Genomic DNA, 12,491 nt, shown 5'->3' with positions numbered 1-12,491 from the left:
GCTTCCAATCTCCGCAACCTTAATACTTTTCAACCTTCCAATCCAAATAGAAAAACCTTCCTACTTTTTTAACCTTCCAAACTTTCCAACTTTATCTTTTCATTTCCTTTTTGAAGCGTATCGAGAGTAAACCAAATATTCTTCCTACCTTTGCACCCTAATTCAATTTTACAATGCTTAATATTCGGAATATCGCGATTATCGCACACGTTGACCACGGCAAAACCACCCTGGTGGACAAGATCATACACGTTTCCAAAATCTTCCGTGAAAACCAACAGTTTGACGACCTGATCCTGGACAGCAATGACCTCGAAAGGGAAAGAGGAATCACCATCCTTTCCAAAAACGTTTCCGTAAGGTACAAAGACCACAAGATCAACATCATTGACACCCCAGGTCACGCTGACTTTGGTGGTGAAGTAGAAAGGGTTCTGAAAATGGCCGACGGGGTAATCCTTTTGGTCGATGCATTTGAAGGACCGATGCCGCAAACCCGATTTGTATTGGGCAAAGCATTGGCGCTTGGACTGACTCCGATCGTCGTAGTCAACAAAGTAGACAAAGAAAACTGCCGTCCTGACGAAGTGCACGAGGCTGTTTTTGACCTCATGTTCAACTTGGACGCTACCGAAGAGCAACTGGAATTCCAGACGCTATACGGTTCAGCCAAGCAAAACTGGATGGGTCCTGATTGGAAAAACCCAACTGACTCTATCCTTCCTCTATTGGATGCCATCATCGAACATATCCCTGCGCCGAAAATCGACGAGGGAACATTACAGATGCAGATCACTTCTCTGGATTATTCCAGTTTTGTGGGACGTATTGCTATTGGCAGGGTAAAAAGAGGCTCCATAAAGGAAGGCGCTCAATTGTCCCTTTGCAAAGCGGACGGTGTCATCAAAAAAGTGAAAGTTAAAGAACTTCAGGTATTTGAAGGACTTGGAAGGGTTAAGGTAAGTGAAGTTCTTGCAGGAGATATCTGCGCAGTCACCGGCATCGAAGATTTCGAAATCGGAGATACTTTGGCAGATCTAGAAAAGCCTGAAGCATTGGTAAGGATCTCTATCGACGAGCCTACCATGAACATGCTCTTCACGATCAACAACTCTCCGTTTTTTGGAAAAGAAGGCAAGTTTGTTACTTCACGTCACTTGAGAGACAGACTTTATAAGGAAACTGAAAAGAACCTTGCATTGAAAGTTGAGCCTACAGACAGCGAGGATAAATTTTTGGTCTATGGCCGAGGTATCCTCCACTTGTCAATCTTGATCGAAACCATGAGAAGAGAAGGCTATGAACTTCAGGTTGGTCAGCCTCAGGTTATCTTCAAAGAAATCGATGGAGTCAAATGCGAGCCGATAGAAACATTGGTGGTGGACGTTCCGGATGCTACAGCAGGAAAAGTAATCGAAATGGCTACCCAAAGAAAAGGAGAACTCCTGATCATGGAACCAAAAGGCGATCTACAACACCTTGAGTTTAGAATCCCTTCAAGAGGATTAATCGGATTGAGAAACAACATGTTGACAGCCACTCAAGGTGAAGCCATCATGAACCATAGATTTACAGCATATGAGCCATTCAAAGGCCCAATTCCCGGACGTATCAATGGTTCATTGATCTCTATGGAAGGCGGACAATGTACTGCTTACGCGATTGATAAGTTACAGGACAGAGGTACATTCTTTATCGATCCGGGAGATGATTTGTATGCAGGTCAGGTTATCGGTGAAAACTCCCGTGACAATGACATCGTAGTCAACGTGCAAAAAGGTAAGAAATTGACCAACATGCGTGCTTCCGGTTCGGATGACAACGTGAGGATCGTTCCTGCCAAAAAATTCTCTTTGGAAGAAGCCATGGAATACATCCAAAAGGATGAGTACCTTGAAATCACTCCAAAATCCATCCGTATGAGAAAAATCTACCTGGATGAGAATGAGAGAACAAGAATGGCGAAGAAGGATTCTTAAGAAGTTGGAAGTTAGAAGTACGAAGGTGAAAGGTAAGAGGTAAAAGGTAAAAGGTACTGAAAACTTGAAAATAAATGAAAACCCCCTAAGCTTTCGCTTAGGGGGTTTTTTATGGGATTTCAAACTTGTGAAATGATGAGTTTTGAAAAAATCGCAAAGTGTTGTTTAGTAAACAATACTATTATTGGTTTCTAAACAACAATAAAAAAACCGGAACATCTCTGCCCGGTTTTTTTAATTATTGATCCTCAAGACCTCTCTTACGTCGAGGTGACAAGAATAAGCCATTTCTGATTCTTACCTATCACCTTTCACTTCTCGGCTCTCCTCCAAGCGGTCATCAACCTTGAAACATTATAACTTTTCAACCTTCAAACCCTCTTTACTCTGCCTGCGCCAGGCTATAAGCCCTGACCCCATCAAAAGCATACAGATGCTCCGTCTTGATAAAGTCAAAACCCAAGGCTTCGATCTGGGAAAGCAAATCCAAAATCTGCTTATGGGTGATCACCGACTGACCTGCAGTCTGGAACCTGCATCTCCAATGGTCAGTGCAGAATGTTTCCGCCATCCCGCCAGGATATACTTTGATACCCCTATTCGTAATTAATTGGAGTACGAGTCCATCGGCATTTGCTTTTCTTAACTTCTCCCCGATGACATCAGGATTTCTCCTCTCCGTATCCCAATCCACAAAAACATCCACTCCAATCAGTTCTTTCTTGGATTTGGTAACCGGACTCAATTTGATTTGCATAGGTGCAGTGGCGGATTTATCAAAAACTGCAGGGATAAGACTTGAAGGCACTTGACCCAATCTTTCAATGACTGCTTTTGCAAATTCGTTTGTGCCAACTTTTTTGGAAGAAAGTGTAGGTTGGTAGATGTCTCCGGTATGGATACCATCCTCAAGCGTCTTCATCCAAGCGTTTGAAATTTTCTCAGCGACTTCCGGTTGGCCGATATGCACAAGCATCATGATGGCGCCATTGAGCAATCCTGACGGGTTGGCAATATCCATACCTGCGATGTCAGGCGCCGAACCGTGGATCGCCTCAAACATGGCTACTTCTTCTCCTACATTGGCCGAACCACCCAAACCAACAGACCCTGTCACCTGGGCTGCCACATCTGAAATAATATCTCCATAGAGGTTCAATGTCACGATGACATCAAAAATCTCCGGTCTTTCAGCTATCAAAGCTGTCCCTATGTCAATGATCTTATGGTCAGTCTGGATTTCAGGATATTCCTTGGCTACTTCCAAAAATGTCTTATGAAACAAGCCATCTGCTAATTTCATGATGTTGTCTTTGGTCATGCAGGTCACTTTCTTACGTCCATATTTCCTGGCATATTCAAAGGCATAGCGGATGATTTTTTCAGATCCTGGTTTAGAAATCAATTTCAAACATTGGTACACCTCTTGGGTCTGTCTGTGTTCAATTCCAGCATAGAGATCTTCCTCATTTTCCCGGATGATGACTAAGTCAGTCTTTGGGAAATAGGTTTTAACGAAAGGTGAAAAAGCTTTGCATGGCCTTACATTGGCAAACAAACCAAATGATTTTCTGGTAGTCACATTCAAACTTTTAAATCCTCCACCTTGTGGAGTCGTGATTGGGGATTTCAAAAAGACCTTTGTCTTTCTCAAAGACTCAAAAGAACCCGGCTCCATTCCTGAACTGATTCCTTTTAAATAAACTTGTTCCCCGATTTCAATTACCTCATATTCCAACTGCGCGCCTGCCGCCTCGAGGATATCGAGTGTGGCTTTCATGATTTCGGGACCTATACCATCCCCGTAGGCTACGGTGATTTTTGTTTTTGACGACATATATAAAAGAAGTTAGTTTTATTTGGATTACTCCGCAAAAATAGGAAAATAAGCCGAAAGCCTCTGTGACCTTCCATAAATTAGCATAATGGCGACCATAAATTGCACAGGGAATTCCCATGGGATAAGTGCAGGCAAGTTGGGCTTCGAGGTATTTTTCAGGGCAATGCTTGGGGAATGAATGCCTTGCTTGTATATTTGATATCCACATCTACCTATAATCATGCCTGACAGCAAGAATATTCTCTCCGAAGAAAAACTTGGCATTCTGTATTTGACCATCAACAGGGAATCCAAATTGAATGCACTTAATTTTGCGACCTTAAGTGAAATCAGGGAAATCTTCACCGAAGTTTCTGACAACAAGGACATCAAAGCAGTCATCATCACGGGTTCAGGCGACAAGGCATTCATCGCGGGAGCAGATATCAGCGAAATTGCTGAAATCAATGAACTCAACGCAAGGAAGTTTTCAGAAAACGGACAGGAAATATTCAGCATGATTGAAAACTGCCATAAACCTGTTATCGCAGTAGTCAACGGTTTTGCTTTGGGTGGTGGCTGCGAATTGGCAATGGCATGCCATATGCGTATCGCGGTTTCCTCAGCAAAATTCGGACAGCCCGAAGTGAATCTTGGAATCATTCCAGGATATGGCGGAACCCAAAGGCTGACTTACCTCATCGGAAGGGGAAAAGCCAATGAGTTGATGATGACCGGAGACATGATCGGAGCAGATGAGGCCAAATCTTTGGGCTTGGTGAATCATATCCTCCCTACCAAGGAAGAAGCTATTTCCAAGGCAGAGGAAATCATCAGGAAAATAATGAGCAAAGCGCCATTGGCCATAGGAATGATTGTGGACTGTGTCAATTCGGTCTTTGTGCAGGATGAGGACGGCTACCAGACTGAGGCAAACAGCTTTGCAAGATGTGTCAAATCAGGCGATTATAAAGAAGGCACTTCTGCTTTCCTTGAAAAAAGAAAACCAATTTTCAAAGGGGAGTAAGTCCCCTTTTCTTTTTTAAAAAATGAGTCAACTCAAAAAGCTTGCAGGACAGACAGCCATCTATGGCATCAGCAGCATCCTTGGCAAGACCATTAATTTTTTACTTCTTCCCATATATACCGCATACCTTGCCAAAGAAGAATTGGGTTCTTTTACTGCGATTTATGCCTTTATAGCTTTCCTAAATATCATTTTTACTTATGGCATGGAGACGACTTACTTCCGCTATGCCACTGGAAAAAGCCTCGATCCACAAAAAGTTTTTGCCCAGATCCAATCCTTGCTTATTACCACTTCAATCTCCTTGGGAGCTATTATCTATTTCAGTGCGCCGGCTTTGGCAAGTTGGCTGGGATACGAAGGTCAGGAATACCTGTTCCGTTGGATGGCTTGGATTGTGGCGATTGATGCAGTCTTGGCTTTGCCTTATGCGAAGTTGCGAAAGGAAAACAAAGCGCTTCCCTTTGCCCTGACCAAGCTTGGCAATATTTTGCTAAATGTGGGATTCAATATTTTCTTCATCGTATTCTGTTTTCACGTGTGGAATGGAGAACTGCTGTCTTCCTTGCAGCCTTTTGTCAATACCATTTACAATTCTGACTGGGGCATAGAATACATCTTACTTTCCAACTTGCTTGCTAATGCGCTGATGATTCCGGTCTTGTTTAAGCTGTCAGGAAAGTTTGTATTTGGGATGGACAAAGAAATCCTGCAACCTATGTGGCATTATGCGGTTCCTTTGCTGTTTATGGGCTTGGCGGGTGTGACCAATGAAGTGTTTTCAAGGGGATTGTTTGAATATGTATTGCCAGAAAACTTCTACGAAGGATTGACCCAAAGAGAAGCAGGAGGGGTTTTTGGAGCCAATTTCCGATTGGCCATTTTTATGAACCTGATTATTCAGGCATTTAAATATGCTGCCGAACCGTTTTTCTTCAACCAATCTACAGACAAAAACAGCCCTGCCCTTTTTGCCCGAGTGATGCATGCGTTTGTAATTTTCTGCTCTCTGCTGATGGTTGCAGTGTCTGTCAATCTGAATATTCTTGGCGGCTTTTTCTTGCGGGGAGAAGGATATGGCGAGGCACTTTACATTGTTCCAGTATTACTTTTGGGTTACCTGTTTTTGGGGATTTACTTCAATCTCAGCATTTGGTTTAAGCTGACGGATCAGACGAAGTATAGCTTTTACATTACCAGTTTGGGTGCCGTGGTGACGGTGGTTGTAATTTTTGCATTGGTTCCCGTATTAGGCTATATGGGAGCGGCATTGAGTACTTTGTTGAGCTATTTGATAATGGCTGTGGTGTGTTACTTTTTCGGGCAAAAATATTTCCCAATACCATATCAAAAAGGCAAAGATTTATTTTATCTCCTTTTGGCATTTGGATTGAGCTATCTGGGATTTTTCTTGGAAATAGATCAGGCTGTTCTTCAATTTATTACAAGAAATAGCCTTGTGATTGTTTTTGTTCTTGTAGTTTTGTGGCTTGAAAAAGAAGAACTCCGAAAGTTCTCCAATCCATTGAAAAAAAGAAAACCATGAAAATCAAGGTAATCAACCAATCCAAACACCCATTACCGGAATACCAGACACCTTTGGCTGCAGGTCTCGATCTCAGGGCAAATCTTGATGAACCTGTTTCCTTGGAACCTTTGGAAAGGAAGCTGATAGGGACGGGTCTTTTCATTGAATTACAGGCAGGATATGAAGCGCAGATCAGACCCAGAAGTGGTTTGGCATTCAAATATGGCCTTTCGGTGTTGAATACTCCAGGAACAGTGGATGCGGATTATAGGGGAGAAATCAAGGTTTTGCTGGTCAATCTCTCGAATGAAACCTTTGTGGTGCAGGACGGTGAACGGATTGCACAAATGGTGATCGCCAAGCACGAACAAATCCAATGGGATACCGCGGAAACCCTTTCTGAAACCGAAAGAGGTGCCGGCGGATATGGAAGTACAGGGAAGTCCTGATCCGATAACTGAAAGGCAATAATCAGAAACTTGAGCCGTTTCAAAAATTTGCCTTTTCCCAAAAAGAACAAAAAGATACTATGTTTGCGTTAAATGGGAGAAAGTCAATTTCATGAGGAATCCGCCCATCATCCCACTACCCTGATGATGCCCTCACTTATTGGAAACTGAATAAAAAATCGAATTTAAGGACTCACCTGTGATCAAAATTATCAAAATACCATTTATCCTTTCACTGTTAATGCTGCTTAGTTTCAGCAGTTTTTCCCAAGAAAAACTTTCCAAAAAGGAAAGAAAAAAACAATTGAACGAAGCACAGGCTTCGAGACTTTTTATTGAAGGACAGCGGTTTTTGATGCAGGAAGATTTTGACAGAGCTTATTTTTATTTTCAAAAAGCAAAAGAATTTAGTCCGGAGCAACCTGCCATCAATTTTAAAATAGCGGAAATACTTCTCCGCGCAAACCAAGTTGACAAAGCTTTGGAATATGGGTTGAAAGCTGTGGAATTGGATCCTGACAATAAATATTACAACCTGGTGATGGCAGAAGTTTTTTCCAAAAAAGGCGAACCAAAAAAGGCAGCTGAGATCTTGGAGAAGCTTATGGCCAATTCGGAAGAAAATCAAAATTATATCCTCGATCTGGCTTCATTGTATCTGGCGGCGGGAGATTTTGACAAAGCACTGGAAGCCCTTACAGCAGCAGAAGAATACTATGGAATGGCTGCACAGATCACAGCACAAAAACAGCGGATCTACCTCCGAAAGAACGATCTCAACAGTGCCATTGCAGAAGGCGAAAAGCTGATTGAATCTCAGCCTGGTAATTCACAGTTCGTCATCAATCTGGTTGAAATCCTATTTAATAACGGAAAAACAGATCAGGCCATCGAGCATGTAGAAAAGTCCTTGGCTGCTTTTCCCAATCAGCCTGACCTTCAAATGGCAGTCTATGCCTTGTACAAAGACAAAGGGGAAATTGACAAAGCAGAGGAATCAATTAAGGCGGCCTTTGCCAATCCGGACCTGGAAGCCCAGGTCAAAGCCCAGGCATTTGCCGGAATCCTGCAGGAAACCAAGTCTACACGAAGGGATGCGCTTTTGGAAAACCTTGCTTCAAGCCTGATTGAAATCCATCCCAATGATGCAGATGTACTGACAGTATTGGGCGACCAAAAATTATTCAATGGTGACAGAGAAGGAGCTTTAGAACTTTACAGAAAATCAATCAGCATCAATCCTTCAAATGCCCAGGTCTTGCAAGGAGTCATCACTACCATGTTTGAATTGGGAAAAGACTTTAGTGAAATTGAGGAGTTGACATCGACTGCAGTGGATGAATTTCCCGAGAAACCTGAATTTTGGTTTTTTGATGGCACAGCCAAACTTGCACTTAAAAAAGGTCCTGAGGCTGAAACTTCTCTCAATAAAGCACTTGAAGTCAACGCTGGCAAAAATCCTCAGATCGACCTATTGGTCAACGGACAATTGGGAGATGCTTACCATTTGACAGGAAAAACAGAAAAAGCTTTTGAGGCCTATGATGCGGTATTGAAAGTGAACCCGGATGACGAACATGTCCTTAACAATTATGCTTATTACCTTTCTCTTGCCAAGAAAGACCTCGAAAAAGCGAAGAAAATGTCAGAACAGCTGGTGAAAAGATTTCCAAAAAACGCCACTTATCTCGACACACATGCTTGGGTTCTGTTCCAGTTGAAAGATTATGAAGGAGCAAAGACATACATGGAACTTGCTTTGAAGTATGAGGAATCTCCAAGCGGGGTGATGCTGGAACACTATGGAGACATTTTATTCCTATTGGGTAACAGCAATGAAGCCATTGCATATTGGAAGAAGGCAGAAGGTGGGGAAGAAACTTCGGAATTTTTATTAAAAAAAATAAAGGATAAAAAGTATTATGATTAGGCCTTTAATAGCTTCATTATTTCTTTTTATAGTCTTCATTTCAGGATGTGCCAAAAAGACAAATCTTTATACCTCGGATGAAATAATGCAGGAATTCAATCCTAATTATTTGGAATTCCAATACCTCAGTGCCAAAGGGAGAATAGTCTTGGAAGAATCCAGCGGCAAAGTAACCAAAGGAACCATCAATCTGCGGGCAAAAAAAGACAGTGTTTTATGGTTCAGTATTACACCGGGATTGGGAGTAGAAGCGATCCGGGGAATGGTCACTTCTGACAAAATGCGAATCAAAGACCGGATAAATGGAGAAGACATCAATATCAGTTTTATCGAAATGATGGACAGGTATGGTCTCAAAATGGATCTGCCATTGATTCAAAATCTGCTTTTCGCCAACGTACCACAGGAATTTAGTTACAGAGATAGGCTTCTCCGTTCTGGAAAATATTTTGAACTTACCCAAGTCCGGGAGGGCGTGAGATATCACTCTAGGGTGGGCACCAACCATGGCAAAGTCGTAGAACTTTCCAGCAACAGACTTGACGACATGGGAGCATTCTTGGCCAGTTACCCTACCTTTGAAGATGTTAACGGTCAGGCCTTCCCAAACAAGATGTTGCTTAAACTTTCGTTTAATTCCTCAGAAGGACTTCAAAACGCCATCATTCATCTTGAATTCAGCCGGATAGAATTCCAAAGTGAAGCCCTTTCCTTTCCATTTCATTTTTAAACAATGAAAATAAAAATTGTACTCTTACTGTTTTTTATTTTGTCACTGGGATATCCCTTTGCAGATGCCAATGCCCAGACAAAAAAAACGCGGGCACAATTGGAAAAAGAAAAGGCAGATATTCAAAAACGCTTGTCCGAGTTTGACCAAATGTTGAGAAAGACATCTGACACCAAAAAAGCATCAGTAGGCCAATTAAATGTAGTCAACAAGCAACTTCAGACTAGGATAACATTTATCCGGACACTGAGTAATGAAGTCTCCCTGATCAATAGAGAAATCAAAGAAACAGAAACAGCCATCAGCTCATTGGAAACAGACCTCAAAAACCTAAAGGAGGAATATGCAGGAATGGTCTATACCTCTTCAAAGTTGAATTCAGGCATGACGATGACCGCATTTATTTTTAGCTCAAAGACATTCAAGCAGTTTTATATGAGGCTTAAATACCTCAAACAATACTCTGATGCCAGAAGGAAGCAGGTTGAACTGATTAATGAAAAAACCACTGAATTGGCTTTCCAAAAGAACCTTTTGGAAGAAAAGAAAAAAGAAAAGCAGGTGGTGCTGACCAAAGAACAGGAACAAAAGCAAAAGCTTGATAAAGAGAAAAGGGAGCAACAGGGGATTGTTAACAACCTTTCCAAGCAAGAACAGGATTTAAGAAAAAAAATAGCCGCCGCCAAGAAACAGCAAGAAAACCTCAACAGCATGATCAAAAAGATCATTGAAGAAGAAATCAGGCTGGCTGAGGCTGAAGCAAAGAAGAAAAACAGCACAGCTTCAAAATCTTCAGGCAGCAGTATTCCCTTGACCCCTGAGGCGGCCGCCTTGTCAAGTTCCTTTGCAGGCAACAGGGGTAAGCTTCCATGGCCTGTAGAAACGGGTTTTGTGACCAAAAGATACGGAACCCATCCCCACCCTACCCTAAAAGGAATCACAGAAGACAATGATGGAGTAGATATCCAGACCACGCCAAATTCCAATGTCCGGGCTGTTTTTGACGGTGAAGTCACCAAGATATTTACACTTCCGGGGTATGGAGGCACCATTGTTGTAAAACACGGGGAATACTACACGATGTACAGCAAACTGAAAGTGGTTTCTGTCAAATCCGGTGATAAAGTGAAAGCCAAGCAGGTCTTGGGACAGGTTTATACCAACAAGGAAGGGGTGGCTGAAGTCCACTTCGAAACATGGAAAGGACTCCAGCCAATGGACCCATCATCTTGGCTAGCTGGTCGATAAAACAATTAAATCGTATATTTATAAAAAAAGCAGTGTAAGGGAGCAGGTTTCCTTTGTGTAAGACAGGCACTCTTATATCTTTGTATCACATAAATCTAAACAATACCATCATGACTACATTGGGTTTCTTGCAAAACATGGGCGGAGGATCTATTATTTTGATAATAGTTGTTATACTTCTGCTATTTGGAGCCAAAAGAATCCCTGAATTGGCACGAGGACTAGGAAGAGGAATCAGAGAGTTCAAAGATGCCACCAAGGAGATTCAGGATGACCTTGAAGAAGGTCTCAAGGAAAAAAAGAAAAAAGAATAATCAGAATCAAAGAGTAAAACACCTTGGAAAAATTCCTTTCATTTGACGACATCAAAAAGTCGCTTGAAAATAGGGAAACCGATTGTAAAGCGATTGTAAATTATTATCTACAAAACATCCAAACGAAGGCGCACCTCAACGCCTTCGTTGAAGTTTATAAGGATTCCGCTTTGGCTCAAGCCAAAAAAGTGGATGAGAAAATCACTTCAGGAAAAGCGGGTAGGTTAGCCGGCATGGTGGTCGGCATCAAAGACGTACTGGTCTACAAGGACCATGAATCAAACGCTTCCAGCAAAATCCTAAAAGGATTCAAATCCCAGTTTACTGCGACAGCCGTACAGCGTCTGATTGACGAAGATGCCATCATTATCGGCAGGCTCAACTGTGACGAATTTGGAATGGGAAGTTCCAATGAAAATTCAGCCCACGGAAAAGTTTTGAATGCCGCAGATGAAACCAGGGTTCCGGGAGGTTCATCCGGAGGTTCTGCCGTAGCTGTACAAGCCAACTTGTGTACCGTTTCTTTGGGAACAGATACAGGAGGTTCGGTAAGGCAGCCTGCTGCTTTTACCGGCCTTGTCGGAATCAAACCTACCTACTCCAGAGTTTCCCGTTGGGGATTGATTGCTTACGCATCATCTTTTGATACGATCGGGGTTCTTAGTAGAAACGTAAGGGACAATGCCCTCGTCATGGAAATCATGGCTGGAACGGATAATTTTGACAGTACGGCTTCCAAAAAACCCGTACCCCATTATTCCGAATTGTTGCACTTTGGAAAAAGAGCAAAAATCGCCTACATCACGGAAACCATTGAATCAGAGGCGCTGCAGCCCGAGATTAAAGCCAACACTTTGGCAGTTTTGGAAAAACTAAAACAGGAAGGGCATCAGGTAGAGGAGGTTCATTTCCCATTACTGAAATACACCTTACCAACATATTATATCCTGACTACTGCTGAGGCAAGTTCCAACTTGTCAAGATTTGATGGTGTAAAATATGGCTATAGAAGCCCACAGGCCCACAATCTTGAAAGTATGTATAAAATGACAAGATCTGAAGGATTTGGAGAAGAGGTAAAAAGAAGGATCATGCTCGGTACTTTTGTGCTCAGCGCAAGTTACTATGATGCTTATTTTACCAAAGCACAGAAGGTCAGGAGATTAATTAAAGAGTATACTGAAGAAGTATTAAATAAATTTGACTATATTATTATGCCAACTACGCCATCGACTGCGTTTAAGTTTGGTGAACATAGCAATGACCCGGTTGCAATGTACTTGGAAGACTTATTTACAGTTCAGGCTTCAGTTTCAGGAGTTCCTGCTTTATCACTTCCAAACGGTACAGACAGTAAGGGCTTGCCAATCGGGATCCAGATTATGGCAAATTCATTTAAAGAGGCTGAATTATATGCTTTTGGCAATTATCTGATGGAATTAAACAGTAATTAACTCAAAATCACCC

10 protein-coding genes are annotated in these 12,491 nt (G+C 42.1%); 9 read left to right on the top strand and 1 reads right to left on the bottom strand.

Annotated features, from left to right (window positions below; translation table 11 throughout):
- The first annotated feature begins 173 nt into the window (after positions 1-173).
- Entirely contained in the window at positions 174-1,979 is a 1,806-nt protein-coding gene (gene typA / locus NK987_RS18790) for a translational GTPase TypA (RefSeq protein ID WP_258421311.1), read from the top strand.
- Positions 1,980-2,361: 382 nt separating this feature from the next.
- On the opposite strand, the gene NK987_RS18785 is transcribed toward typA, so the two are convergent.
- Positions 2,362-3,816 carry an NADP-dependent isocitrate dehydrogenase gene (locus tag NK987_RS18785; RefSeq protein WP_259265114.1) on the bottom strand — a complete coding sequence of 485 codons (1,455 nt, stop codon included), beginning with the start codon at positions 3,814-3,816 and terminating at the stop codon, positions 2,362-2,364.
- A gap of 223 nt (positions 3,817-4,039) precedes the next feature.
- On the opposite strand from NK987_RS18785, the gene NK987_RS18780 reads away from it, so the two are divergent.
- From NK987_RS18780 to gatA, 8 genes are all read left to right on the top strand, one after another.
- Positions 4,040-4,825 carry an enoyl-CoA hydratase/isomerase family protein gene (locus tag NK987_RS18780; protein WP_258421309.1) on the top strand — a complete coding sequence of 262 codons (786 nt, stop codon included), beginning with the start codon at positions 4,040-4,042 and terminating at the stop codon, positions 4,823-4,825.
- A 22-nt stretch (positions 4,826-4,847) separates the two neighbouring features.
- The gene (locus NK987_RS18775; RefSeq protein WP_259265113.1) at positions 4,848-6,371 is read left to right on the top strand and encodes a lipopolysaccharide biosynthesis protein; all 1,524 of its coding nucleotides are present in this window, start codon (positions 4,848-4,850) and stop codon (positions 6,369-6,371) included.
- On the top strand, positions 6,368-6,802 hold the full coding sequence (gene dut / locus NK987_RS18770) for a dUTP diphosphatase (protein ID WP_258421307.1): 435 nt from the start codon (positions 6,368-6,370) through the stop codon (positions 6,800-6,802). The genes NK987_RS18775 and dut overlap by 4 nt, the downstream gene beginning before the upstream one ends.
- A gap of 241 nt (positions 6,803-7,043) precedes the next feature.
- Positions 7,044-8,732, top strand: a complete 1,689-nt coding sequence (locus NK987_RS18765) for a tetratricopeptide repeat protein (RefSeq protein WP_259265112.1) — start codon at positions 7,044-7,046, stop codon at positions 8,730-8,732.
- On the top strand, positions 8,725-9,462 hold the full coding sequence (gene lolB1, locus NK987_RS18760) for a lipoprotein insertase outer membrane protein LolB1 (RefSeq protein ID WP_259265111.1): 738 nt from the start codon (positions 8,725-8,727) through the stop codon (positions 9,460-9,462). Before NK987_RS18765 ends, lolB1 begins: the two co-directional genes overlap by 8 nt.
- Before the next feature lie 3 nt (positions 9,463-9,465).
- Positions 9,466-10,710, top strand: coding sequence for a murein hydrolase activator EnvC family protein (locus NK987_RS18755; RefSeq protein WP_259265110.1), 1,245 nt, complete (start codon positions 9,466-9,468; stop codon positions 10,708-10,710).
- A 110-nt stretch (positions 10,711-10,820) separates the two neighbouring features.
- Positions 10,821-11,024: a twin-arginine translocase TatA/TatE family subunit gene (tatA, locus tag NK987_RS18750; RefSeq protein WP_113925911.1), complete on the top strand. Its 204-nt coding sequence runs from the start codon at positions 10,821-10,823 to the stop codon at positions 11,022-11,024.
- 23 nt (positions 11,025-11,047) lie between these two features.
- Positions 11,048-12,478 carry an Asp-tRNA(Asn)/Glu-tRNA(Gln) amidotransferase subunit GatA gene (gene gatA, locus NK987_RS18745; protein WP_259265109.1) on the top strand — a complete coding sequence of 477 codons (1,431 nt, stop codon included), beginning with the start codon at positions 11,048-11,050 and terminating at the stop codon, positions 12,476-12,478.
- Positions 12,479-12,491: the final 13 nt, after the last annotated feature.

It is taken from the genome of Aquiflexum gelatinilyticum (genome assembly GCF_024813435.1).
Classification (GTDB): Bacteria; Bacteroidota; Bacteroidia; order Cytophagales; family Cyclobacteriaceae; genus Cognataquiflexum; species Cognataquiflexum gelatinilyticum.
This window is presented reverse-complemented; position numbering and strand designations above follow the sequence as displayed.

Bases quoted from the DNA above. Each gene is read 5' to 3' on its own strand.
- typA (WP_258421311.1), top strand. From the start codon at position 174: ATGCTTAATATTCGGAATATCGCGATTATCGCACACGTTGACCACGGC.
- NK987_RS18785 (WP_259265114.1), bottom strand. From the start codon at position 3,816: ATGTCGTCAAAAACAAAAATCACCGTAGCCTACGGGGATGGTATAGGT.
- NK987_RS18780 (WP_258421309.1), top strand. From the start codon at position 4,040: ATGCCTGACAGCAAGAATATTCTCTCCGAAGAAAAACTTGGCATTCTG.
- NK987_RS18775 (WP_259265113.1), top strand. From the start codon at position 4,848: ATGAGTCAACTCAAAAAGCTTGCAGGACAGACAGCCATCTATGGCATC.
- dut (WP_258421307.1), top strand. From the start codon at position 6,368: ATGAAAATCAAGGTAATCAACCAATCCAAACACCCATTACCGGAATAC.
- NK987_RS18765 (WP_259265112.1), top strand. From the start codon at position 7,044: ATGCTGCTTAGTTTCAGCAGTTTTTCCCAAGAAAAACTTTCCAAAAAG.
- lolB1 (WP_259265111.1), top strand. From the start codon at position 8,725: ATGATTAGGCCTTTAATAGCTTCATTATTTCTTTTTATAGTCTTCATT.
- NK987_RS18755 (WP_259265110.1), top strand. From the start codon at position 9,466: ATGAAAATAAAAATTGTACTCTTACTGTTTTTTATTTTGTCACTGGGA.
- tatA (WP_113925911.1), top strand. From the start codon at position 10,821: ATGACTACATTGGGTTTCTTGCAAAACATGGGCGGAGGATCTATTATT.